The organism is Streptomyces sp. RPT161, from assembly GCF_027533845.1.
Lineage (GTDB): Bacteria > Actinomycetota > Actinomycetes > Streptomycetales > Streptomycetaceae > Streptantibioticus_A > Streptantibioticus_A silvisoli_A.
The window spans coordinates 104,742-128,462 of sequence record NZ_JAPZVN010000016.1 but is presented as its reverse complement, the minus strand read 5'-3'; the positions used below and the strand labels follow the sequence as shown (position 1 = coordinate 128,462).

Below are 23,721 nucleotides of genomic sequence, written 5' to 3'. Positions count from 1 at the left end.
GAAAAGTTGAGTGGGATGAATCACGCCCCGTCAACCCCTGGTTACGGTGGCGTAGGTCACGTGGCCGGGAGGAGGATGTCGCGAGTGGCTGAAGTGAAGAATCCTGACACCTTGTCCACGCCGGGGGCTGCCATCGCGTCATACGCGGCGATCGGCGACAGCTTCACCGAGGGCGTGGGCGACCCGGGCCCCGACGGTGGGTACATCGGCTGGGCGGACCGGCTCGCGGTCATGCTCGCCGAGCACGGCCCTGGGCACGAACTGCGTTACGCGAACCTCGCGGTGCGGGGGCGGCTGCTCGACCAGATCGTCGCCGAGCAGGTCCCGCGGGCCGTGGAACTCGGCGCCGACCTCGTGACGTTCTGCGCGGGCGGCAACGACATCCTGCGGCCGGGGACCGACCCCGACGTGGTCGCCGAGCGCTTCGAGGCGGCGGTGGCCGAACTCGTCCGCACCAGTGGGACGGTACTGGTCGCCACGGGTTTCGACACCCGTGGCGTGCCGGTGCTGCGGCATCTGCGGGGGAAGATCGCCACGTACAACGCGCATCTGCGGGCGATCGCCGACCGGCACGGGTGCCCGGTGCTCGACCTGTGGTCGCTGCGCTCGGTACAGGACAGGCGGGCCTGGAGCGAGGACCGGTTGCACCTGTCTCCCGCGGGGCATCGCAGGGTCGCCCTGCGGGCGGCCGAGGTGCTGGGGGTTCCGGTGTCCGGCGACGCCGAGGAGCCGTGGCCGCCGGAGGTGTTCCGTACCGCGGCCGATGTCCGGCGGGAGAACATCCAATGGGCGCGGGAGCACCTTGTCCCGTGGATCGGACGGCGGTTGCGGGGGGAGTCCAGCGGGGATCGCGTCACCGCGAAGCGGCCTGAGCTGCTGCCACTGCCCTAGCGCTGGCGGTTCGGGGTCGCGTCCATCCGATTGCCGTCGGCCGTCGCCTGGCGTTGAGTTCTGTCTTCTTCGGGCCGGGGCGCGACGGGGTGTCTCGCCGCTCCGCCCGCGCGTCGGACGCCGTGCCTCCGCCCGCGCGTCGGCCGCCGTGCGCTCGGCGGGGCCGCTGCGGGGAACGGGGACACCCCTGGCGCGGGGCCAGCCCGCGTGGCGGCGCGCTCCGCCAGACGAACGCCGAACGGCAACCGGGCGGGCGGCCGGACGTAGTCCTAGCCGCGGCGGAGGACCGCCCAGACGACGCGCCCCTGCCCGTCCCCGCAGGGGTGTACGCCCCATGCCGCCGCCAGGGCGTTGACCAGAAGGAGGCCGCGCCCGCTCTCCTCGTCGACCCCCGCCTCACGCGGCTGAGGCTGCGTCAATCCCCGCCCCTGGTCCGCGACTTCGAGCCGCAGCAGACTGGAAGTGACCCGCAGCGCGCAGGCTATCCGCTCACTGTCGCTGTACCGGATGGCGTTGGTGAACAACTCGGAAAGCACCAGCCCGGCGTCGTCCCGTACATCGTCATCGACACCGCGCTCGGCCAGCAGCGCTCGAAGGCGCCTCCTTGCCTCGGCGACACAGGCGCCGAGCGCCGGCAGATGGAACACGTCCATGCGGGACGCGCTCAGGTGCCGCGGGGCATCGAAGCCGGCCGGGCGCTCCAGTCCAAGAGCGTCATGGGAGGAAGCCACCAGGCCACTATGCGCGTAGCGTGCAACAGATGGCAAGATGCGTTCTGCAATTTGCAGAATCAATCACGACAGTCTGTTCCGCGTCTCTGACGGCATGACACACTGCTTCCCCGGATGGGGAGTTGGAAGGGGTGGGCGGTGACGGATGCTCGCGCCTCGGGCGCGCCGACGGTCCTGCGAGTGGTCCTCGGCAAGCGGCTCGCGGACCTTCGGGAGAAGGCGGCACTCAGCTACGAGCAGGCCGCCGCGGCGCTTGACGTCACACACGCCACCGTCCGCAGGATGGAGAAGGCCGAAGTCGGCCTGAAGATCCCGTACGTCGAGAAGCTGCTGCGCACCTACGGTGTGACCGACCCGGTCGAGGTCGAGGGCTTCCTGGCCCTGGCCAGGGAGGCCAACCGGCCCGGCTGGTGGCACCGTTACCGCGACGTGCTGCCCGAGTGGTTCAGCGCCTTCGTCAGCCTGGAGGGCGAGGCGGGCCTGATCCGCGCGTACGAACCGCACTACGCCCCCGGACTGCTCCAGACCGAGCAGTACGCACACGCGGTGTTCCGGTCCGGAATGCCGCAGGCCGCCACCGAGGAGATCGACCGTCTGCTCGCGCTGCGGCTGGAGCGCCAGGCCGTGCTCAATCGGGATGACCCGCCACTGCTGTGGGTTGTGCTTGATGAAACGGTACTGCGCCGCCCGATCGGCGGCCGGAGCGTCATGCGCGGACAGCTTGACCGGCTGATCGAGGCATGTGCGCTGCCCCAGGTCCGGCTGCAGGTCATCCCGTTCGCCGCGGGCCCGCATCCTGCGATGTACGGGCCGTTCCACATCTTCCGGTTCCAGGTCGCCGAACTGCCCGACATCGTGTGCGCGGAGAGCCTGATAGGGGCTGTCTACTTCGACCAGCGCGATGACGTGTCGGGCTTCCAGGAGGCGCTGGACCGGTTGTGCGCGCAAGCCGCGCCAGCACAGCGCACCGAGGCCTTCCTCGATGCCATTCGCAAGGAGATCTGACCACATGCATCGCACGCATTACGGGGACCGTGCAAGCGGGAAACGCATATACAACGGTATGCCGGCGAAGGACCTGGGCACCGACGGCTGGCGCAAGCCGTGGAGCGGGGGCAACGGCGGGAGCTGTGTCGAGGCGATGAAGCTGCGCGACGGACGGGTCGCGCTCCGCCAGTCCACCGATCCGGACGGACCGGCGCTGATCTACACGCTGCACGAGATCGAGACCTTCATCAAGGGCGCGAAGTCCGGCGAAGCCGACTTCCTGCTCGCCTGACCGACCCAGCCAGCCCACACCAGGAGGACGGCGTGATCGAGCCAGGCTTCTCCGCCGAACAGATAGACACCAGCAAGCCCCATCCGGCCCGGATGTACGACTACTACCTGGGCGGCCGGGACAACTACGAGGTGGACCGCGAGGCCGCGGAACGCGTCATCGCCATGGCCCCGGAGGCGCCCGCCAGCGCCCGTGCCAACCGCGCTTTCATGCGCCGGGCCGTGCGCACCGTCGTACGCGCCGGCGTCCGCCAGATCATCGACATCGGCACCGGCATCCCCACCTCGCCCAACACCCATGAGGTGGCACGGGAGATCGCGCCGGACGTGCGCGTCGCCTACGTCGACAACGACCCCATCGTCGCGGCGCACGCCGGAGCAAGGCTCACCAACACGAGCGGCACCGGGTTCGTGCTCGCCGACGTACGTGACCCCAAGGCGATCCTCGGGCATCCGGTGGTCCGGGAACTGATCGACTTCGACCAGCCGGTCGCCGTACTGCTCGTCGCCGTACTGCACTTCGTCAAGGACGAGGAGGACCCGGCCGGAATCCTGGCCACGCTCACCGGCGAACTGCCGCGCGGCAGCCATCTCGTCCTCACTCATGGCACCACCGACTTCCACCAGGACGCGGAGGGCGATGCCAGGGAGGTCTACAAGAGGGCGACGGCGCAGTTGACGCTGCGCGGCTACGACGAGTTCCTGCCGCTCTTCGACGGCTTCGAACTGCTCGACCCCGGCGTCGTCCAGGTGCCGCTGTGGCGTCCGGAGGGCGCCCTGCCGAACGCCGAGGACCTGCGCCGCATCGCGTTCTACGGCGGCGTGGGCGTCAGGGAGTGAGCGACTTCTCGAACCAGTGCCCGGCGTAGGGCGAGTCGTTGTACGCGGGGATCTCGGCGTAGCCCATCCTCGCGTACAACGCGCGGGCCTCTACCAGGTCGTGCCGGGTGTCCAGGCGTAGCAGCTCGGCGCCCAGAGCTGTCCGAGCCGCCCGCTCGGCGGCGGTGATCAACCGGGTTCCGCCACCGTGCCGACGTGCTGGCGGCCGTATGAACACCCGGGTCAACTCGGCGGTGCCCGGCGCGAGCAGATGCACTCCGGCGCATCCGGCCACCACGCCGTCGCGCCGGGCGACCAGGAACTCGCCGCCCGGCGGGGCGAGATGGCCGCTCGGCTCCTCGGCGAGCGCCTGGTCGATCTCGGCCGGGGCGGCGTCCCGGCCGTGGTGCGTCTGGTAGTAGCGGTGCACGATGTCCGTGTAGTACTCCCGCAGCAGTGCCGTGCCGACCGGTCCGTCCACCGGTTCCGGGGTGATGCTCCACAGGTTCATGCCGCTGATCGTGCCGCACTCAGTGGGAGGCGTGGGCGCCGAGCCAGAACAGCAGGTAGAGGAAGGCCGCGAACATGTGCGCCCCGATGAGGTAGATGAAGACCCGGATGGCCAGGCCGCGGCTGAGCCACTTCGGGGTGAGCGACTTGATCCGGTTGTCCGCCGAGGCGGGGGCGGTTTCGGGCATGGCGAAGACACCTTCCTTGAAAGGGGTGGCCGGTTCGCGGACGGTTCAGTGGACGCGGCTGAGGGGATCGACGCACAGCCCGCCCACCGGGCTCTGCAACAGGGTGTGGACGAACAGCAGGTCGACCCCTTCGGCCGACGCGGCGGCCAGCCGGTGCGGGGTGAGCGAGTCGAAGTGCGCCGAGTCCCCGGGGTCGAGGACGTGGACCGTCTCGCCGAGCGTCAGCCGTAGCCGCCCGGAGGTCACGTACAGCCACTCCTCGCCGGGGTGCACTCGGACCACGGCGTCCTGTACCGCGGGCGGGATGTGCACCTTCAGCGCCTGCATGGCCCGGTCCGGCCTGCCGGCGCGGCGGTAGCTCCACCCTCCGGCGCGTCCGGGCTCCAGCCGTCCGGCGCGGATGACCGGATCGTGCGCCACCGCCTGCTCGCCCAGCAGTTCGGCCACCGTGGTCCCGTACACTCGGGAAAGGCCCAGCAGCACCGGAAGCGAGGGCTGGCGGCTTTCGGTCTCCAGCCGCGAGAGGTACGCGGGCGAGAGTCCGACCCTGGCGGCCGCCGCTTCCAGCGTCAGTCCCCCGCGCCGCCGCCACTCACGCAGTCGCACCCCGAGTCCGCTGATCTCGGGTGTCGGCACAGGTCCGGTCTCTACCTCGGACACGCTGTCGGTCATGCGTCCAGTGCACACCCGTCGTGCCCGACAGGCAAATTTCTTGCCTCAGAGGCAAAAGGATCAGACCTGCGTGGCAGCGGCCTGTTGGTAGAGGGCGGCGATGTCGTTGTCGAAGTACGCGCTGTAGGAGACGTCGTCGGTGTTGCCGCCCTGCTGGAAGCCGCCGATGACGCCCATCACGGTGTGGCCCTCGGTGATCCAGGGGCTGCCGCTGGTGCCGCCGCTGTAGGCGGTGCAGGCGATGCGCAGCTGGGTGGCGGAGTAGGCCGAAACCCGGTTCACGCAGGTGATCGGGGCGTCCTCGTCGGACGGGTAGCCGGTGAGCCGCACGGTGCTGGTCTGGTTCTTGTTGACGCCCAGCGTGTAGCTGCCCACCACGTCCTGCACGTGTCGGCCGCCGAGCGGCTGGACACTGACGAAGGCGACGTCGAGGTCCTCGTCCTGGCTGTCGGTCCAGCGCGGGTCCAGCGTCGCCTTGTCGAGCTTCCAGACGCCGTAGGGGGCCCGGCCGTCGTGGTAGCCGGGGACGAAGTACAGGTCGTCGGTGCCGTTGCTGACGCAGTGCGCGGCGGTGACGATCAGGTCCTTGCCCGCGCTCCTGACGACGCTGGCCGAGCAGAAGTGGTCGCCGTCGGACGAGACGTTGCCGTGGAAGATGGCGCCGACCGTGGCGATGGCCTTGGTGTCGTGCACGGAGTGCGAGGTGCCCAGGGCCGTGGCCGAGGCGGACAGCGCCGCGGCGCTCGCGGTACTTCCGATCGAGACCACGACCAGCCAGCCCAGGACCAGTGCCACATCGCGGCACACGCGGCGGGAGAGGGCGCGGCCTGATCCGCCGCGCCGGAACCGCTGCTGCCTGAACATGCGGTGACCCTTCTGCCAAAGGCCGGAGAGGGCGTTGCTGCCCTCCGAGAAGATCATCGACGACAACTATGAGAAACGGATGTGAAGGCTCTCAGAGACGAGTGATTCCCGTGAAGTGTCCGGGCGGCAGGTGAATCTCCCGGGGAGACCCGGGCGGGGCCCGAATAGGTCCGGAAGGGGGGAGCCGTCCTGAATCCGCGAGGTGTACCACCGTGCGAAGGCCATGGTGGCGGATGATCGGGAGGACCCGTTCCGCGTCGCGTACCGCTCACCCGTAGTACCCGCACGAGTTCCATAACACCCGCATCGCGAACCACTCGCATCCCGTAGGCACCGCCGTACGCCCACCATCCGCAGGAGGTATCCGCCGTGGCGACCAAGCGCATCGCGCACACCGTCTGGGAAGGCAATCTGCTCGACGGGAGGGGCACCGTCACCTTCGACTCCTCCGGCATCGGGGAGGCGGAGGTCACCTGGGCGTCCCGCGCGCAGGAGCCCGACGGCAGGACCAGTCCCGAGGAGCTGATCGCCGCGGCCCATTCGAGCTGCTACTCCATGGCGCTGTCGAACATCCTGGCCAAGGCGGGAACGCCGCCCACCACACTGCACACCCAGGCCGAGGCGACCTTCCAGCCGGGCGAGGGCATCACCGGGATCCATCTGACCGTGCGCGGCGAGGTCTCCGGGGTGGACGCGGCGGCCTTCACCGCGGCGGCCGAGGACGCCAAGAACAACTGCCCGGTCAGCCAGGCCCTCACCGGTACCACCATCACCCTCACCGCGACCCTCGACTGACCGCTCCACACGCCCGAACGGGTGTATGAAGGAGGGGCGGGAACCGCGCGGCCGCCGGTGGCGTTGTCCATACGGGGCGGAGAGCGGAGCCGTGGTGGCGCGGCCCGTACCGCGGACGGAGGGCGAGGAAGCGATGTCGAAGCGCGCTACGTACACCGTCGGGGGCGTGGCGGTCGGACTTGTGCTGCTGTACGTGCTGCCGCTCTGGGCGGCGCTGCTGATCATCATCGGCGTGCCGGTGGGCGGTTACCTGCTGCTCGATCCGTCACAGCGGGCCAGGTTGAAGCGGGTCACCCGCAAGGAGATAGGCCGCTGACCCGGCGGCCCGGTACTCAGGCCAGCGTGAAGTAGGCGAGGCTACCCAGCCCGGCCAGCGTGCAGTAGACGGCGAACGGGGTGAGCGTGCGCGTCTCGAAGTACTTGGTGAGGAAGCGCACCGCCACGTATCCCGCGACGAAGGCCGCCACGCTGCCCGCCAGCAGCTGACCGCGGATGCCGTCACCGGCCGGGCCGAGCAGCGAGGGCACCTTCAGCAGCGCCGCCGCGCCGATCACCGGCGTGGCCAGCAGGAAGGCGAACCGCGCGGAGTCCTCGTGGCTCATGCCCCGGAAGATCCCGGCGCTGATGGTCGACCCGGAGCGGCTGATCCCGGGGCACAGCGCGAGGATCTGCGCGGCGCCGATCCAGGCCGCCTGGCCGAAGGTGAGCTTGGTGATCCGCCGGTCCGACAGGTCGTCTGGGTCCAGATGCTCCTCGCCGGGCGCGACCGACGAGCCCGCACGGCGACGTCCGGTGCCACCGCGCCGCAACTGCTCGGTGACGTACAGCACGATCCCGTTGAGCGCGAGGAACACCGCTGTGGGCACCGGCTTGCCGAGGGTGGAGCGGAAGACCTTGTCGAGCGCGAGTCCGGCGATGCCCACCGGAATCGTGCCTATGATCAGCAGCCAGGCCAGCCGCTGCTCGACGGTCTGGATCTGCCGCCGGCGGATGGAGCTGAACAGCCCGCGCACCACCTTGGCCCAGTCCCGCCGGAAGTAGACGACGAGCGCCAACGCGGTGGCCAGGTGCAGCCCGATCAGCACGTTCAGATACGGCGAGCCGTCGGCCGCCACATTGAGGTCATGCTTCCACTGCCCGCCGAGCAGCGCGGGCAGCAGGATGCTGTGGCCGAGGCTGGACACCGGAAACAGCTCGGTGACGCCTTGCAGCAGGCCGACGCCGATCGCTTCGGGGTAGGTCAGGACGGAGGACATCGACGACCTTCGGTGGAGGGAGCAGAACCCGGACAGACCCCGGGCAGGGGAGAACGTACTACAAGCGGTAAAAGCGCCGTCGACCAGGGAGAGTTGTTCATCCGCCGCTGCACGGCCGTTCACCTCGCGAACCGGGCCGTGAGAGAGCGGGCCGCTCGCTCAAGGGCCGTGCTACGCCCGCGGTTTGGGGCCACCCGGGGTCGAGTGGCCCTGCTCGGCGAGGAGCCGGTGGAGCAGTAGCTCGTCCTGGGCGGACAGCTCGGAGACGAACCGGGAGAGCACCGCGGCCCGGTCGGGACCGCGGTCGAGCAGCGAACGCATCCGCTCCGCGGTGTGCGTGGCCTCGTCCTCCACGGGCGCGTAGGCGTAGCCGCGCCCCTCGCGGCGCCGGGTGAGCATCCCCTTGTCGTACAGCCGGGACAGGATCGTGAGCACGGTGGTGTACGCGAGGTCGCCGGGCAACTGCTCGTTGACCTGGGCCGCGGTCAGCGGTTCCCCCGCGGCCCAGAGCGCGGCCAGTACACCGGCTTCCAGCTCCCCGGCGGCCCTTCGGCTGTTGCCGCTCACCGAGCGCGCCTTACCCCCTGCCACGTGACCGGCCTCCTCGCATATGACATCCACTCCCGCGATACAACCCCGCAATCTACTACTTCTCGTAAAAGCTCGGTGTCGGGCCGGGGGGTTGTTCGTAACCCGCTCGCGGGTGCGGGTTTTCCGGGGGTCGGGTGGGTCGGAAGTTAACTACTACACGTTGTAGAGTTCCGCATGCCCGCACCCCATCGCGCCGCGCCACCCCGGCTTTCGGCTACGGGGCGCCCCAGGTCGTCCGTGCGGAGCGTTCCCCGACGTACGGAGGCAAGGTCGGTCGTGTCTTACCCCCAAAGCCAAGCGGTCCCGGGCCGGATCGTGGTCATCTCCGCGAGCGTCGGCGCGGGGCACGACGGCGCCGCCGACGAACTCACCCGACGGCTCACCGCCGCCGGTGCCACCGTCGACCGGCATGACTTCCTCGACCTGCTGCCCGCCCGGCTCGGCCCGCTGATCTGCGGCAGCTACCACCAGCTGCTGACCTACGCCCCCTGGGCCTACCAGCGCATCTACGCCGCCACCGAGCACGGCGGCGAGACCGGTCGGCTCACCCGCGCGGTACTGCGCCGCTCCGAGCACCGCACGCTGCGCGTGCTGCCGCCGGACACCCGCGCGGTCGTCTCCACCTATCCGCTGGCCAGTCAGGTGCTGGGCGCGCTGCGCCTGTCCGGCCGGCTGACGGTGCCCGTGCTCACCTACCTCACCGACTTCTCCGTCCACCCGATGTGGGTGGCCGACGGGGTGGACCTGCATCTCGCCGCCCACCCCATACCCGCCGATCAGGCCAGGACGGCGGGCGCCGAGCGGGTCACCGCGACCGGCCCGGTGGTCAATCCGCGCTTCGGCCCCGCGTCCGCAGCCGAACAGGAAGCCGCCCGGACCCGCTTCGGCCTCCCGCCGCGCGCACCGCTGGCGCTGCTGGTCGCCGGATCCTGGGGCGTCGGCCCGGTCGAGCAGGTGGCCACCGAGATCCGCGACAGCGGCGCCGCCGTGCCCGTCGTGGTCTGCGGCCGCAACCAGGCGCTCGTGGAGCGGCTGCGCGCCCTGGGCATCGAGCACGCCTTCGGCTGGGTCGAGGACATGCCGGGACTGATGCACGCCTCCGACGTCCTGGTGCAGAACGCCGGAGGGCTGACCTCGCTGGAGGCGTTCGCCAGCGGACTGCCGGTCGCCTCCTACGGCTGCATACCGGGCCACGGCCGCACCAACGCCGCCGCCCTGGACGAAGCGGGCCTCGCGGTGTGGATCCGCTCCCGCGAAGACCTCAAGCCGGTGCTCGGCGAACTGCTCGAAGGCCCGTTGGGCAGGGCCCAACGGACCGCCGGGCAGGCGCTGTTCCACGACGACCCGGTGGCCGGACCGGTCGCCGAGATCCTCGACGCCGCCGCCGCTCCACTGCCCGAGGCGGTCACCGACCCGGCATCCATGCGCCGGCCCGCCGCACGCAGAACCGCCATCGTGCTCGCCGCCGCCCTGGCCACCACGATGCTCGCCGGTCCGGAGACCACCGAGGCCGCGGTGGCGCGCGGTGGCTTCCACCTGCTGCACGAATTCGGCCGCTGACCCAACTCGTAAACCACGTAAGCCCGTAAGAAGGAGTGCCGATGCCCGCCAACCGGAAGCCCGGCCTGGCCCGTACGGTCCTCAAGTCCGGATGCGTGGCGCTGCCCGCGCTCGCCGCCGTCCACGCCGCTCCCGTCATCTCCACCCTCGGGCCGCTGCGCAACCGGCTGATGCCGGGGCTTTCCGGCCAGGGCCGGGCCGACCACGTGGCGCTCACCTTCGACGACGGCCCCGATCCGCTGTCCACCCCGTTCTTCCTGCGGGTGCTCGACGAGTACCGTATCCGCGCCACCTTCTTCGTACTCGGCTCGATGGCCAACCGCGCCCCGGAACTGCTCAGGGAAATGGCCGCGGCCGGACACGAGATCGGCATCCACGGCTGGCAGCACCGTCCGCTGCTGCTGCGCGGACCGCGCGCCACCTATCAGGACTTCGCGCGCGCCCGCGACCGGGTAGCCGAGATCACCGGCCAGATGCCGCGGCTGTTCCGCCCGCCGTACGGCGTGATGTCCACCTCCGCGCATCTGGCGGTACGGCGGCTCGGCCTGACCCCCGTGCTGTGGACCTGCTGGGGCGAGGACTGGACCCGTCGGGCCACCCCGCGCTCGGTGCACCAGACCGTTACCGCCGACCTGCGCGGCGGCGGCACGATCCTGCTGCACGACTCCGACTGCACCTCCGCCCCGGGCGCCTGGCGTTCGGCGCTCGGCGCGCTGCCGATGCTGCTGGACACCTGTGAGCGCCGCGGCCTTCAGGTCGGCCCGCTACGCGACCACGCCCCCGCCACCTCCACCCACGCCTGCGAGGCCCGCCGCCCGGTCCGCGCGGTACGGGCGTGACAAGGGCGCGCCGGCAACCGCCCCAGCGGTGCCGAACGGCCGCGACCCAACAGGATTGACGAGGCGGAACACCGGAGACCGGCCACGCGTTGAGGTCGTCATGACGGCAAGAGATTCGGACGCCCTGGAGCGCGAAGCACCACTGCTGCGGCTGCTCACAGAGGTGGATGGTGGGGTCCTGGTCACCCTCAAGCGTGACGGACGACCGCAGTTGTCCAACGTCAACCACCACTACGACCCCGAGGAGCGGATCGTCCGGGTCTCCATCACCGACGACCGCGCCAAGACCCGCAATCTACGCCGCGACCCACGCGCCAGCTACCACGTGACCAGCCCCGACCGGTGGACCTGGACCGTGGCGGAAGGCACCGCCGAACTGTCCGAGGTCGCCACCGACCCGCACGACCCGGCGGTGGAGGAGCTCATCGGCCTCTACCGCGCGGTGCGCGGCGAGCACCCCGACTGGGACGAGTACCGCGCGGCGATGGTCGCCGACCGGCGGCTGGTCATGCGGCTGCGCGTGGAGCGCGCCTACGGGCAGCCGGGGCGGCGCGCATGACCGGCTGGCGTCCGCTGTCCTTCGGCGCCGACCCCACGGGGGAGCGGATGGCCCGCATCCGCCGCTCCCCGAACTTCAGGGACGGTGTGTTCGTCAACCCGGCAGGACCCTCGCGGCCACCGGGCGGTCCGGGCTGGGGCATGCTCAAGTCCCAGTTGCGCAAGGCTGATCGGATCCGCAGACGTCCCGCGGCCCCCGTTCCCGTATATCCGTACACCGTCGCCGAGTTGGCCGCCCCGCCCGCGTCCGGACTGCGCCTGACCTGGATGGGGCACTCCAGCGTGCTCGCCGAGATCGACGGGCGGCGGGTGCTGTTCGACCCCGTGTGGGGCGAGCGCTGTTCCCCGTTCGGCTTCGTCGGACCGCGCCGGGTGCATCCGGCGCCGGTACCGCTCGCCGAACTGGGGCGGTTGGACGCCGTTGTCATCTCGCACGACCACTACGACCACCTGGACCTGCCCACGATCCGCCAACTGGTCGGCACCGGAACGACGTTCGCCGTTCCGCTGGGTGTCGGCGCGCATCTGGAGCGGTGGGGCGTGCCCGCCCGGCAGATGGTGGAACTGGACTGGCGGGAGACCGCGGTCGTCGCCGGACTCACCTTCACCGCCACCCCGGCCCGGCACTTCTGTGGACGCGCCATACGCAACACCCAGCACACGCTGTGGGCCTCCTGGGTGGTGCGCGGATCCGAGCACCGGATCTACCACAGCGGCGACACCGGATATTTCCCCGGCTTCGCCGATATAGGCGCCGAGTACGGCCCCTTCGATGCGGCGATGATCCAGATCGGCGCGTACAGCGACTTCTGGCCGGACATCCACATGACCCCGGAGGAGGGGTTGCGGGCACACGCCGACCTGTCCGCCGGGACGTTGCGCGGTGCCCTGCTACCTATTCACTGGGGCACGTTCAACCTCGCCCCGCACCCCTGGGAGGAGCCCGCGGAACGCACCCTCGCCGCCGCGCTCGCGGCCGGTGCCTCGGTGGCCCTGCCGCCACCCGGAAGGCCCTTCGAGCCGAGCGGCGAACTGCCCCTGGAGCCCTGGTGGCGCCCGGTCGCCGTACCGTCGCCCGCCGCCCTTGCCGCACCGGCGTCCGCGCCTGTCGAACTGGCTCCGAACGAGGCTGGTTGACGGTACGTCATACGTACAGCTCGGTACCGTCGGTGAATCGGACGGCGACCGCGCCGTCCATCACCTCCGCGGCCGCGACCCCGCACAGCTCGGCCGCCTGCACCGGGTTGCCGGCCAGCGCGACCAGCGTGACATGGATGCTGCGACCGCCGGGGTGCGGTGCCGAGGTGAGGTACGGGACGGCCGAACACGGGCCGAACGCGTTGGCGTCGGTGTGGTGGGCGACATGCCCGCCACACCAGCCGTACAGTCCCACGACGGCGCTGACCAGACCGTCGGCGCGGCGTACCAGTGCCCAGCCGTCCCCCGTCTCGGCCGTCGGCGGCCGGGTCCCGGCGATCGCGTGACCGCCCTCGCGGACGGTGACCCCCGCGGGCGCCTCGACCCGGTGCACGCGCACCTCCAGGCCCTGGTGCGGCAGGGCGGTGGTCTCGACGCGGTACTCCGTCCTGTCACCCGGCAGCCGCGCCGCGTACCAGGAGGCGGCGCGGGAGCTTGAAACGCCCAGCGGATGGATGACGGTGCGACGGGAGGCGGTGCCGTCGGCGGCCACCAGCGCCAGATGGCCGTCGAGCCGCGCCGCCGGGGCGTGCGACGCGGTCTGCGGCGCGGTACGCGAGGAGTAGCCGAACCTCACATAGTGCGGATCGTCGGCCAGACCTGGCGTCGCGTGGTCGCTGCCGTGGTTGAGCAGCCGCACGATGCCGTCGCCACGGGTGCCGTGCAGCAGCCAGCCGGGCGCGGGCAGCGCCACGTACTGGTCCGACTCCTCGATGGGCAGCGGCAGTTCGCGCGCGGTCCACACCGGGTGGTCCGGGGGAAGCAGCAGCCCGAGGAAGCCCTTGGCCGCCCAGTACGGTGACGCCGGGCCGGAGTACTCCTGGGTGACCGGAAGGAACGGTTCGTACCAGCCTAGCCTCAACAGGCCGCGTTCGTCGGGCACTTCGCGCTCGGTGAAGTGCCGCAGCACGCCGGAGGCGAGACGGCGGGTGCGGCCCGGGGGCAGCGGCGTGGCGTCGGCGAGCGCGCCCAGCCACACCGGCGCCACGGTCGCGAAGCGGTAGGTGAGTGACCGGCCCTGGTGCACAGGAGCGCCGTCGGCACCGAAGAAGTGCTGGTAGCCCAGCAGGAACCGGCGCAGCCGCGCCCGGTAGACGGCCACCCGCGCGGCTTCGGCCCGGTCACCGGCGATGCGGGCCCACAGCAGCGGATACAGGTGCAGCGCCCAGCCGTTGTAGTAGTCGAAGTTGCGGCCGTCACCGTCGGTGTACCAGCCGTCGCCGACGTACCAGTCCTCGATCCGTGCCAGGCCGCCGTCGATGTCCGACTGGCGGTACCCGGCGCCCACCGACGCCAAAAACTCCTCGCAAACCACCTGGAACAGCCGCCAGTTGTTGTCGTGCGTGCGCTTTCCGATGATTCCGGAGAGCCAGTCGACCACCCGCTGCTGGACCGGCGAGTCCAACCGGTCCCAGATCCAACGGCGCGTCTCGTGCAGCGCGACGGCGATCGAGGCCGCCTCCACCATGGGCTGCGCGCGATCGCCGATCGGCGGCCATGCCTCGCCGCTGCGGCGGTCGGTGCCCGTTGTCAGACCCCGCGCGTAGCGTTCTGTCAGGCGCTGGTCCACTTGGCCGTCGGCGCCCGCGATGCGGAAGGAGGCCAGCAGAAATGACCGTGCGTACCCTTCCAGACCGTCCGAGGCGTGCCCGGAGCAACTCGCCCGCCCCGGCAGGCAGTACCGCGCCCAGCCCGGCGTCGCGTACGGCACGAGCGCGTCCAGCAACCGGTCGGCCACCGCCTCCCAGTGCGCCCGCGTCCACCCGGTCAGCGGCGAGCGGTACGGGTCGGGGGGCGGGAGCTTCGGCGGTGCGGACACGAGGGCCGTCCTCGGAGGTGCGAAGAACGATGTGGTCCAGTGTGCCCGCTCATGGCTGCCGGGGGCGCCAGCCGCGGGGAGCGCGCGGGGTCGCGCCGTGCCGCGCCGGTAGTGCGGAAAGTGGCTGCGGGCGCTTGGGCGGCGCACGGAAGCGCCGTCGGCGGCCATTGTCAGTGGTGGGCACTACGGTCGGTGGTGAACGGTGGGAACGGAGGACCGAGATGGCCGACGCCGACGACGTACGGAGAATCGCGCTCTCCCTGCCGGAGGCGGTGGAGAAGCTGGCCTGGGGCATGCCGTCCTTCCGGGTGCGCGGGAGGTCCTTCGCGTGGCTCGCCGAGGACGACGCCTCCATCAGCGTCAAGTGCCCGATGCATGAACGGGCCGAGCTGATCGCCGCGGAGCCGGAGAAGTTCTTCATACGCCGCGGCCATGACGACAACTTCGCCTGGATGCGGGTCCGGCTCGCCGCCGTGGACGACATCGAGGAACTGCGCGCCATCCTGCTGGACTCCTGGCGGCAGGCGGCGCCAGGCCAACTGGCCGCCTCATACGAGGACGCGTAACCCGCGTAAGTGGGCGGCCAGTTGACCGCCGACGGGCGGTACCGCCGGCTGTCGGGCGTCAGTTCAGCTGGAACGTGGCCTCGACAGGGTAGTGGTCGCTGGGCGCGTTGGTGTCGGTCTGCCCCTGCGTCCAGCCGCTCTGCGGGTCGAAGTCGACGGCGACGTCGGGCAGCGCCGCCGGGGTGGGCCGTCCCGGCGCGTTGAGGTAGCCGAGGTAGTCCACATCATCGGTGTAGTCGGTAGGGAAGCTCTCGACGCCCGCCATGTACTGGCACCACGCCGACACCTTGCAGTCGATGGTGGTCAGCGTCTGAGACGGATCGCCGGCCGGGGTACCGAGCACACCGCCCACCGCGGCCTGGGCGTTGGCGTAGTCGCCGCGCGCCTGGCCGTGGTAATACTCGACGTTCAGGTCGCCGCCGATGAGCACCGGTCCGTTGGAGCCCACGATGCCGTCGGCCCAGTCGCGGATCTCGCCGAGCTGGGCGAGCCGGGTGGCCTGCGTGGTGTCGGTCGAGGTGTTCGACTGGTCGGCCTGCAGATGTGTGCCCACCACCCAGGTCTTGCTGCCGTCCTTGTCGATCTGGGCCAGCGCCGCGCCCTTGTTGGCGTTGTAGTCCCAGGTCCCCGAAGTGGAGTTGGTGAACACATGGGCGTACTGGGCCGTGATCGGGTACTTGGACAGGATCATCGTCCCGCCGTTGATGACGAAGGGTGAGTTGGAGCAGTTGCCACTGATGCCGTTCCAACCGCCGCCGGAGCAGACCTGGCCGACCACCGGTGTCCGGTACGGGTACAGGTCGGCGAGCTTGGCGGTGATGTCGTCGGTCGAGGCGTGGTTGAACAGCTCGTCCAGCACCACGACATCGGCGTTGTGCTGGCGGATCACCGACTCGACCACCGGGGTGCGCTCGGCGGCCTTCTCGCTCTCCACCGAGTCGACCACGGCCGTGGCGAGGTCGACGTTCCAGGCGAAGACGGAGAGCGAACCGCCGGTTCCGCTGGCCGCGCTCCGTGCCGGCTGCGCCACCGCGGGCTGTGCGAGGCCACCGAGGAACAGGGCCGTTGCCGCGACCATGGCCGCGGCGGTCGATCGACGAGCGATCACAAGTGCCTCCTGCTAGATGGGGTGGTTGCCCAACCGTTGACGCGGACCCGGAGACGGTGGTGTGCCCCGCCAGATCCGCGGGGCCGCGGAAAGGCAGGCGCACGCTAGCGACTGGTGAGTACGGTGGGGCGAACGGCAACGGTTCGGCAAGCGGCGCGTTGGCCAAGGGTTCACAAAGCGCTGGGGTGTGTGCTGGCGTCGGGCGGGGCCGCGCGGCGCAGTGGGGCCGCACGCCGGAGGGCTGGGTCGACGCCGTACCGGCCCCGGCCCGGCGGAACGTTCCGGCCCGACTACGCTCAAGGTGTGACGGAGAACAACACCGGGTCGGCGTTCGAGCTGGGTACGGACGGTCCGAAGGTGATAGTGGTCGGAGTCGACGGCTCGGAGTCGTCCTGGCGCGCGGCGGCCTACGCCGCCGGCCTCGCCAGGCGGCAGCGGTCCCTGCTCGCCATGGTGTACGTACAGCCCATGGCCATGGCCAGCTCGGCCGGTCTCGGCGTGCCGATGGCCGAGGCCACCTCGCAGGTCGCGGAGGAGATCGTCGCGCAGGTGCGGGAGGCGATCGAGCGGATGGGCGAGACGGCCACGCTGCGCTGGGAGTTCCACACCTTCGCCGGGGACCCGTTCACCGGCCTGTCCCAGGCCGCCGACGAACTGCGCGCCGACGCCGTGGTCGTCGGCGCCTCGGAACAGGCCGGCCACCGCATCATCGGCTCGCTGGCGGTCCGGCTGGTCAAGGCCGCCCGCTGGCCGGTCACCGTCGTCCCGTAGTCCGGCCGTGAACCACTCCGCGGAGGGCAGCATGAGCAATCTCGACCTCAGGCCCCAGGTGTCGGTGTGCGGCGGGCGCGCCGCCGTCGCGGCCGAGCCGGTACGCGAACTCCTCACCGGGCGGCAGGTGTTGCTGGGCGAGAGCACCGAAGTGCGGCGCCTGCTGCCCAACTTGGGCAGGCGCATGATCGGCGCTTGGTGCTTCGTCGACCACTACGGCCCCGACGACATCGCCAAGGAACCGGGTATGCAGGTTCCGCCGCATCCGCACATCGGCCTCCAGACGGTCAGTTGGCTGCGTGCAGGCGAGGTGCTGCACCGCGACAGCCTCGGCAGCCTGCAAACCGTACGCCCCGGCGAGCTGGGCCTGATGACCGCGGGGCGGGGCATCGCGCACTCCGAGGAGTCCCCGCGCGAACACGCCCGCTTCCTGCACGGCGCCCAACTGTGGGTCGCGCTCCCCGACGCCCACCGCGCCACCGAGCCCGCCTTCGACCACCACACCGCACTCCCCGTGGTCACCGCGCCGGGCCTTAGGGCCACCGTCATCATCGGCGAGCTGGCCGGCGCCGTCTCACCCGGCCGTACGTTCTCCCCGCTGGTCGGCGCTGACCTGCTGCTGGACGCGGGCGCCGATGTGACGCTGCCGCTCGATCCGTCCTTCGAGTACGCGGCGCTCACGATGTCGGGCGGCGCGATCGTGGACGACGTACCGCTCGTCCCCGGCTCCCTGCTCTACCTTGGCTGCGGCCGAACGGGGCTGCCACTACGCGCCGACACCGCGACCGACCTCGTACTGCTGGGCGGCGAGCCGTTCGAGGAGAAGATCGTCATGTGGTGGAACTTCGTCGGGCGGACCGGGGACGAGATCGTACAGGCCCGCATGGACTGGATGGAAGGCACTCGCTTCGGGCAGGTGCGCGGCTACGACGGCTCTCGACTTACCGCCCCCGCACTCCCGCCCGGGCCGCTGAAACCGCGCGGACGTGTGCGCTGAGCTGGGCATTCGCCCTGCTGATGGGATCGCTGAGAGCCTGGTGGGCACGGCTCTCGCTCCGTCGAGCCCGATTGCCGGGACCACTGGCCGCCCCTGTGATTGCGACTTTGGGAGCCCAGCGGCGATTCGCAGGTTTGAGCAGCTGTAGCAGGGCCTAGTCGGATGAATGCTGACTCAATGCTGACTTAGCTGACGGTGGATCAGTCGATCTCGTGATGCGGTCTGCTCAGTTCGAAGGCGTGGCGAGGGCGCTGCGTCGCAGCCCTCTGGCACCGTCCAGCGAGTGCTGTGTCAACGGACGCGCTGACATCCTTCTGGGTGGACATTTCAGATCTTTGGATACGGACAGCCGTCGCTGGCCTTGGTGGCATGATGTCGTCGATGACGTGCAAGATCCGCCTGTCCGCTTGTGGCGTTCACTTGTTTGACCGCACCTCCGGGATGAACGTCCTGTTCGATGAGGTGTCTGTCGCTGCTGAGCAGTTCTCTCCTGCACCGCGGTACCTGTCCGTCGCCTTGACGAACGCGTGCGAACTCCAGTGCCTGTACTGCTACGCGCCCAAGCATGCTGCGGCTCTCAACCCCGAGAACGTACTGGCCTGGGCGGTCGAGCTCGATGCGGCCGGGTGCCTGGGCGTCGGCTTCGGAGGAGGGGAGCCGACCGCGTACCGCCGGTTTTCTCAACTGTGCACGGACATTACTCAGTCCACGTCAATGGCAGTGACGTTCACCACGCATGGGCACCGGCTGACGCCCGACTTCATCGAGTCCTTGCGCGGGGCCGTCCACTTCGTCCGTCTGTCGGTCGACGGAATCGGACCAACGTACGAACGACTCCGCGGCAAGCCATTCGCCTCCGTGGTCCGAGCAGCCTCATTGCTCGCCTCCCTTGCCCCGTTCGGCATCAACACAGTGGTCAACGCCGACACCATCGATGAACTTGACGACGTCGCCAGGTTCGCTGCCGATGTCGGCGCTTCTGAGCTGCTGCTTCTGCCGGAGCAGCCAACTGCGGCTACCCCTGGTATCGGCGAAACCGATGCTCGGCGTCTTGTCGAGTGGGTCTCGGCCGCCAGGGCTGGGGTTCGCCTCGCAATCTCGCGCACCGGCCTCGAGGCGGCGCTGCCAGTCGCGGAGGCACTCCTAGGCGAGCATTCTCTGGACGCGCACATGCACGTCGACGCTACAGGGGTGCTGCGCCCTCACGCCTACGCTGCTGCGGGAACACCGGTTGGCGCCTCCATCATGGATGCCGTCCAGACGCTGAGAGGAGCACGATGAGGATCTGGAACGGGTACGGCTCGGAGCACTCGATGAACCTCGTCATGATCGGCCGCTTCCAAGAAGTCACCGGCGCGAAGGCAGCCGAGGAATGCATGAAGGCACTGCAGGAACTCGCCCAAGACACGTGGTCCGACGACGACTGGCGCACCCACGATGAGCGCATGCCTCGCGAACTCAGCGACGCACTGCAGGAAATGAAGCTGTACGACCTGGGCCGCTCCGACGTCGACAACTACGCGTTCGACCATAGCGTCACCCGCGACGCCGAGACGGTCAGGCTCTGGACCGATGAGTCCGATGTACAGGGGTTCTTGAAGGTGTTCCTCCACTACGGTGCGAAGGTCGAGGTGTTCTCCCGCCACGAATGGAACGAGGACGCGACGCCGCGATCGGACGTGAGCGAGTGACACTGGATCTGGCTGATCTGGAGCGCCTGCCCGGTGCCCCCGACCAGAGCTTCGAGGCCCTGACGCGAGCCATCGTCTCTCGGCACCACGGCGCGCTGGGAAGGATGCGGGAGCGGCGCAACCAGCCCGGTGTCGAGTTCTACTTCCATGTCGACCGCGTCGGCGCCCTGGGCGATCCCGGCCGGGTCTGGGGCTGGTCGTGCAAGTGGTTCGCGCTCAACCGCAAGAACGAGTTGACCGTCCGCCAGCGCGAACTGACCGAAGAGTCGCTCAGGCTGGCGGTCAAGCACGTTGATGGGCTGACCGACTTTGTTCTCTGCCTACCCTACCGGCCGGCGAAAAAGGACGAGGACTGGATCGACGGCCTCAGCCAGGAAACCGTCAAAGTCAGCCTGTGGTGCGCCGAGAACTACGAGGCTCAACTGGCCGGGCTTGACGAGCTGCGGGCCACGTTCTTCGGCGAACTCGCGCTTACGCCCGAGGTGTTGAAGCGGTCCCACGAGCGGAGTGTTGCGCCGGTCAGGCTCCGGTGGATGCCCCGCCTGCACACCTCAACCCAGGCTGAGCATCACATTGACCGTGCGTTGCTACGCCCGGCGGCGTTCGACTGGCTGCAGCAGCGAACCGACGATGTCGCAGTCCGTACCGGTGCGCTTCGCGCTGCCCTCGATGGCCTGGACCCGGACTCGCGTGACGCCGCCGCAGTTGCTGCCGACGACCTGAACCGCTTCGTCGAGGACCTGCGTGCGATCATCGACGCCGGCAGGAGCCTTCGCCCTGGCGAGGTCCGTGAGCGGCTCGCCGGCCAACAGCCGCCAACGACTTCTCCCCGAGCGCTGAAGCGCCTGGTGGTCAAGCTAAGGAGGCATCAGCGACCTGAAGCGCTCCTGGTGACTGGCCTTGGCGCGGACCTTCGCGACATCGTCCAGTGGCTCAGCACTGCGCGAGCCGATGCCGAAGCTCCACTGCTTGCCGTCACCGCCGCCGCGGGGCAGGGCAAGACACACCTCGCCGCGCAGATGACCGCAGCGACCGGCCGACCTACAGCGGGGGTGTTCGTCCAAGGCGGGAGCCTGCATGCTGGCAGCACTCTCGACGACCTCGCACGGCGGATTCCCGGTATCAAGGCCGATCGCTTCGACCAGCTCCTGGAAGCGCTCAATTCCTCTGGAATTCGGGCGGGTTGTCGCATCCCGCTGGTCATCGACGGGCTGAACGAGGCCGAGCGGCCCCTTGAATGGCGCAGGCTGGTGGCCGAACTGGCGCCGGCGTTGGGCGACTACCCCTACGTGATGGTCATCGTCACCCTTCGCGACGCACATGCCGATCAGCTGATCCCCCAGGACGCCGCGCGGCTGGACCTGGAGTGGCAGCAGGCGGAGGTCTCCGAGATCGTCACGGTCTACTTCCGCGAGTACAAGATCAACCCGTCCGACGCCTGGCTTCCGACGGTGGCCTTCCATAGCCCCCTGTTCGTCCGCATGTACTGCGAGGCAGCGAACCCCACGCGCCAGACACCGGTGGGCGCGGAAGCGCTGCCTCAGTCCCTGGTGGGTGTCTTTGAGTTGTACCGCGACGGTGTGGCCGAGCGCCTGGCCCTGGACCCGGCGCGCACCCACGTGCCCGCCGAGCAGATCAAGCGCCGCCTCGCCAACCTCGCCAACCACATGTGGACACATCAGCTCCGCCGTCTGCCGTCCGACGAGGCTAGGGAGATCCTAGACGCGGGCCAGTCGAGCTGGGACGAGAGCCTCTTCCGGCGCCTGGTGGAGGAAGGGGTCCTCATTCGCCAGGAGACGGAGGGCTTCGACGACACCGAGTGCGCATTCGCGTTCGACCGCCTCGCCGGATACCTGATCGCCGACTCGCTCCTGGTGCGCATGACCTACTCCGGTGTCCACGATCAGCTCGCGGAGCCGGATCTGTGGGAGTCCCTCCTCGGCGAGCAGGCGCACTCCCTCGGTGAGGATGTCACCGTCGGGCTGATCGGCCTGCTCCCACGTCGCTTCACCAAGCGTCACCTGTGGCGCGCCGCCCCGGCCGAGCATCGTGATTTCGCGCTCGCCGGTGAACTCGCCACTGAGTCCGGTTTCCTGGATGACGAGACTGTCAACGCGCTTGAAGCCCTGATTAGCACACGCTGGGCCGGCGGCCGAGGGCATCGTCATGCGTTCGACCGCCTGTGGGAGGTGCGCAGATCTGTTCGACACCGCCTGAACGCCGAGTTCCTTGACCGGGTCCTGCGACGGCTTCCCCTTGCACAGCGCGATCCGTACTGGACCGAATGGGTTCGTGGCCAAGCCCCAGGAGTGCTCACCAAGGCTCTGGAGCGGACGGTCAGCCGATGGGAGGCCCGGGCAGACCGTGCCGAGAGCGACGACTTGGATGCATTGGCCATATCCTGGCTGCTGGCCTCGACGGACACGGTCTTGCGTGACCTCGCCACGAAGGCCCTCCAGCGATACGGCCGGCCGGAACCCAAGCGGTTGTTCGACCTCGCGGCCAGGATGCTCGACGCCGATGACCTCTACATCGTCGAGCGCCTAGTCGGTGCTGCGTTCGGCGCCGCCAGCACCCATCAGATGCCTGATCCCGAAGGATCGTTCGAGCAGGCCCTACGTGACTGGCTGGCGCAGTTGCACGACAGCTTCCTCGATGGCGGGGCTGCTCCCACCTCACATGAGCAGTTGCGCGGCTACGTACGGGCGACCTTCGAGTTCGCTGGTGCCCTCCACCCCGCCGCCGTCCCGGATGGTGTCGACGCCCGCGCCCTGACGTTTGCCGCCGTGGGGCCCGCCAATGTGATGGCCGATGACGATCCTCATGCAGCGGAATGCGACCGCACCATGGGCATGAACTTTGAGAACTACGTCATCGGAGCTGCCATTAACGACCGTGGCAACTACGACTACACCCACCCTGCCTTCCGCCAAGCCCGCGCCGAGGTCAGGGCCCGCGTCTGGGAACTCGGCTGGCGCAAAGAGGAGTTCGGTAGCCTCGACGAGGCCATCGCCATGAGTGCCGAGCGCCGCTACAGCTCTTCGAGGAAGGTGGAGCGTTACGGAAAAAAGTACAGCTGGATCGCCTATCACGAAATGGTCGGCCGTCTCGTGGACGTCGGACGGGCACCGGCCCTCTTCGGGGAGCCGGAACGTTTGATGCCCGACATTGACCCGGGCTTCCCCGACGAGCCGCCGGTCGCGCCTGTGCCCCTTCCGCCGTGGGCATCCGTGGAGTCCAGGGACGATCAGACCTGGGTCACGTCAGGCAGTGTGGCAGTCTCAGACCAGTTGTGGTCTCCGGCGGAGATCCACGGCGTGGGTGGTGGCTGGCTCCTGGCCGAGGGCTACCTGGCCCACGAGCATGATGGCCGGACGGCGTTCGGGTTCTTCCGGACCCTCCTCCTCGCTCCCGAAGATGCCGAACGCGCACGGCAGTTCGCTGTAGAACAGGCCTATCCGGGAAACGACTTCTTCCCTTCGCTGCCGACGGCTCGTGGCGTTCTCGCTACGGAAATGCCCTGGAGCTTCAGATTCGACCCTACTTTCGCCTCGGAATCAGTCCCGCAGCCGGAAATTCAGCGGAACTGGCAGGACGCCGAAGGCATCAGTTTCGACCAAGTCGCTGTTGAGTTCCCCTCCGACAGCGAATCGAAGAGTGCTCTGGACGGGTCGTACGATGTGCCGTCGTTCGAATTCGCCGCCCGGTTCGGCTTGCGTCAGTTGCCCAGCACCCTGGACCTAGTGGGTTTGGACGGCCGGCGCGCCTCTGCAGCCTTCAGCGTGGACAAGCCCTGGCGAGGGCATTTGCTGTTCCTGCGCCGTGATCTCGTCGAGAGCTTCGCTGCCGGCCGCCGGATCATGCAGGTGGCGTGGGGCGAGCGCGAGGTGGCCGTTGATTGGCACGCGCCTCCTTCTTGGGTTCGGGAGGCCCAGCGTGCCTACACGAACGTGTGGCGCGATGTCCGGCTGCTCGACGAACCGGTCAGCCCACCATCGTCCTGACCGATCACGGAGCCTC

Annotated in this window: 25 protein-coding genes; 16 read left to right on the top strand and 9 right to left on the bottom strand. The window is 69.6% G+C overall.

Annotated elements, in window-relative coordinates; genetic code table 11:
• The first annotated feature begins 84 nt into the window (after positions 1-84).
• Positions 85-891, top strand: a complete 807-nt coding sequence (locus O5O46_RS26285) for an SGNH/GDSL hydrolase family protein (RefSeq protein WP_443072626.1) — start codon at positions 85-87, stop codon at positions 889-891.
• A 269-nt stretch (positions 892-1,160) separates the two neighbouring features.
• On the opposite strand, the gene O5O46_RS26280 is transcribed toward O5O46_RS26285, so the two are convergent.
• The gene (locus O5O46_RS26280; RefSeq protein ID WP_269858058.1) at positions 1,161-1,622 is read right to left on the bottom strand and encodes an ATP-binding protein; all 462 of its coding nucleotides are present in this window, start codon (positions 1,620-1,622) and stop codon (positions 1,161-1,163) included.
• 138 nt (positions 1,623-1,760) lie between these two features.
• On the opposite strand from O5O46_RS26280, the gene O5O46_RS26275 reads away from it, so the two are divergent.
• The 3 genes from O5O46_RS26275 to O5O46_RS26265 are packed head-to-tail and all read left to right on the top strand — an operon-like array spanning position 1,761 to position 3,740.
• Positions 1,761-2,627, top strand: a complete 867-nt coding sequence (locus O5O46_RS26275) for a helix-turn-helix domain-containing protein (protein WP_269858057.1) — start codon at positions 1,761-1,763, stop codon at positions 2,625-2,627.
• 4 nt (positions 2,628-2,631) lie between these two features.
• Positions 2,632-2,901: a DUF397 domain-containing protein gene (locus tag O5O46_RS26270; protein WP_269858056.1), complete on the top strand. Its 270-nt coding sequence runs from the start codon at positions 2,632-2,634 to the stop codon at positions 2,899-2,901.
• Positions 2,902-2,933: 32 nt separating this feature from the next.
• On the top strand, positions 2,934-3,740 hold the full coding sequence (locus O5O46_RS26265; protein ID WP_269858055.1) for an SAM-dependent methyltransferase: 807 nt from the start codon (positions 2,934-2,936) through the stop codon (positions 3,738-3,740).
• Here O5O46_RS26265 and O5O46_RS26260 read toward each other — a convergent pair.
• From O5O46_RS26260 to O5O46_RS26245, 4 genes are read right to left on the bottom strand one after another with little or no spacing between them, the layout of a single operon-like run.
• Positions 3,730-4,230: a GNAT family N-acetyltransferase gene (locus tag O5O46_RS26260; protein WP_269858054.1), complete on the bottom strand. Its 501-nt coding sequence runs from the start codon at positions 4,228-4,230 to the stop codon at positions 3,730-3,732. The two genes, O5O46_RS26265 and O5O46_RS26260, sit on opposite strands and share 11 nt — an antisense overlap.
• Positions 4,231-4,249: 19 nt before the next feature.
• Positions 4,250-4,417 (bottom strand): DUF6126 family protein, encoded by a 168-nt coding sequence (locus tag O5O46_RS26255; RefSeq protein WP_269858053.1) that lies wholly within the window; start codon positions 4,415-4,417, stop codon positions 4,250-4,252.
• Between the two features lie 45 nt (positions 4,418-4,462).
• A complete protein-coding gene (locus O5O46_RS26250; protein WP_269858052.1) occupies positions 4,463-5,089 on the bottom strand; it encodes a helix-turn-helix domain-containing protein in 627 nt (208 codons plus the stop codon).
• A gap of 60 nt (positions 5,090-5,149) precedes the next feature.
• On the bottom strand, positions 5,150-6,010 hold the full coding sequence (locus O5O46_RS26245) for a trypsin-like serine peptidase (RefSeq protein ID WP_269858051.1): 861 nt from the start codon (positions 6,008-6,010) through the stop codon (positions 5,150-5,152).
• A gap of 312 nt (positions 6,011-6,322) precedes the next feature.
• Here O5O46_RS26245 and O5O46_RS26240 point away from each other — a divergent pair, with 312 nt between their 5' ends.
• Both O5O46_RS26240 and O5O46_RS26235 read left to right on the top strand, forming a co-directional pair.
• Positions 6,323-6,748, top strand: a complete 426-nt coding sequence (locus O5O46_RS26240; protein ID WP_269858050.1) for an OsmC family peroxiredoxin — start codon at positions 6,323-6,325, stop codon at positions 6,746-6,748.
• 133 nt (positions 6,749-6,881) lie between these two features.
• Positions 6,882-7,064: a hypothetical protein gene (locus O5O46_RS26235; protein WP_269858049.1), complete on the top strand. Its 183-nt coding sequence runs from the start codon at positions 6,882-6,884 to the stop codon at positions 7,062-7,064.
• A 16-nt stretch (positions 7,065-7,080) separates the two neighbouring features.
• On the opposite strand, the gene O5O46_RS26230 is transcribed toward O5O46_RS26235, so the two are convergent.
• On the bottom strand, positions 7,081-8,004 hold the full coding sequence (locus O5O46_RS26230; protein ID WP_269858048.1) for an undecaprenyl-diphosphate phosphatase: 924 nt from the start codon (positions 8,002-8,004) through the stop codon (positions 7,081-7,083).
• A gap of 171 nt (positions 8,005-8,175) precedes the next feature.
• The gene (locus O5O46_RS26225; RefSeq protein ID WP_269858047.1) at positions 8,176-8,595 is read right to left on the bottom strand and encodes a BlaI/MecI/CopY family transcriptional regulator; all 420 of its coding nucleotides are present in this window, start codon (positions 8,593-8,595) and stop codon (positions 8,176-8,178) included.
• Positions 8,596-8,871: 276 nt separating this feature from the next.
• On the opposite strand from O5O46_RS26225, the gene O5O46_RS26220 reads away from it, so the two are divergent.
• The 4 genes from O5O46_RS26220 to O5O46_RS26205 all read left to right on the top strand — a co-directional run bounded on the left by O5O46_RS26220 (position 8,872) and on the right by O5O46_RS26205 (position 12,689).
• A complete protein-coding gene (locus O5O46_RS26220) occupies positions 8,872-10,155 on the top strand; it encodes an MGDG synthase family glycosyltransferase (protein WP_269858046.1) in 1,284 nt (427 codons plus the stop codon).
• Positions 10,156-10,196: 41 nt separating this feature from the next.
• Positions 10,197-10,994: a polysaccharide deacetylase family protein gene (locus O5O46_RS26215; RefSeq protein ID WP_269858045.1), complete on the top strand. Its 798-nt coding sequence runs from the start codon at positions 10,197-10,199 to the stop codon at positions 10,992-10,994.
• Between the two features lie 100 nt (positions 10,995-11,094).
• The gene (locus tag O5O46_RS26210; RefSeq protein ID WP_269858044.1) at positions 11,095-11,553 is read left to right on the top strand and encodes a PPOX class F420-dependent oxidoreductase; all 459 of its coding nucleotides are present in this window, start codon (positions 11,095-11,097) and stop codon (positions 11,551-11,553) included.
• Positions 11,550-12,689, top strand: a complete 1,140-nt coding sequence (locus O5O46_RS26205) for an MBL fold metallo-hydrolase (RefSeq protein WP_269858043.1) — start codon at positions 11,550-11,552, stop codon at positions 12,687-12,689. Before O5O46_RS26210 ends, O5O46_RS26205 begins: the two co-directional genes overlap by 4 nt.
• Before the next feature lie 7 nt (positions 12,690-12,696).
• On the opposite strand, the gene O5O46_RS26200 is transcribed toward O5O46_RS26205, so the two are convergent.
• Entirely contained in the window at positions 12,697-14,568 is a 1,872-nt protein-coding gene (locus O5O46_RS26200) for a DUF2264 domain-containing protein (RefSeq protein WP_269858042.1), read from the bottom strand.
• Between the two features lie 221 nt (positions 14,569-14,789).
• Between O5O46_RS26200 and O5O46_RS26195 the strand changes: the two genes are divergently transcribed.
• Complete coding sequence (locus tag O5O46_RS26195) at positions 14,790-15,134, top strand: MmcQ/YjbR family DNA-binding protein (protein WP_269858041.1); 345 nt, start codon at positions 14,790-14,792, stop codon at positions 15,132-15,134.
• A gap of 58 nt (positions 15,135-15,192) precedes the next feature.
• Here the strand turns inward: O5O46_RS26195 and O5O46_RS26190 are convergent, their stop codons facing one another.
• Positions 15,193-16,242: a sphingomyelin phosphodiesterase gene (locus tag O5O46_RS26190; protein ID WP_269858040.1), complete on the bottom strand. Its 1,050-nt coding sequence runs from the start codon at positions 16,240-16,242 to the stop codon at positions 15,193-15,195.
• 303 nt (positions 16,243-16,545) lie between these two features.
• Here O5O46_RS26190 and O5O46_RS26185 point away from each other — a divergent pair, with 303 nt between their 5' ends.
• The 5 genes from O5O46_RS26185 to O5O46_RS26165 all read left to right on the top strand — a co-directional run bounded on the left by O5O46_RS26185 (position 16,546) and on the right by O5O46_RS26165 (position 23,705).
• A complete protein-coding gene (locus O5O46_RS26185; RefSeq protein WP_269858039.1) occupies positions 16,546-17,013 on the top strand; it encodes a universal stress protein in 468 nt (155 codons plus the stop codon).
• Between the two features lie 31 nt (positions 17,014-17,044).
• Positions 17,045-18,010: a pirin family protein gene (locus tag O5O46_RS26180; protein ID WP_269858038.1), complete on the top strand. Its 966-nt coding sequence runs from the start codon at positions 17,045-17,047 to the stop codon at positions 18,008-18,010.
• A gap of 381 nt (positions 18,011-18,391) precedes the next feature.
• Entirely contained in the window at positions 18,392-19,291 is a 900-nt protein-coding gene (locus tag O5O46_RS26175) for a radical SAM protein (RefSeq protein ID WP_269858037.1), read from the top strand.
• Positions 19,288-19,701, top strand: coding sequence for a DUF6375 family protein (locus tag O5O46_RS26170; protein ID WP_269858036.1), 414 nt, complete (start codon positions 19,288-19,290; stop codon positions 19,699-19,701). Before O5O46_RS26175 ends, O5O46_RS26170 begins: the two co-directional genes overlap by 4 nt.
• Entirely contained in the window at positions 19,698-23,705 is a 4,008-nt protein-coding gene (locus tag O5O46_RS26165; protein WP_269858035.1) for a hypothetical protein, read from the top strand. Before O5O46_RS26170 ends, O5O46_RS26165 begins: the two co-directional genes overlap by 4 nt.
• Positions 23,706-23,721: the final 16 nt, after the last annotated feature.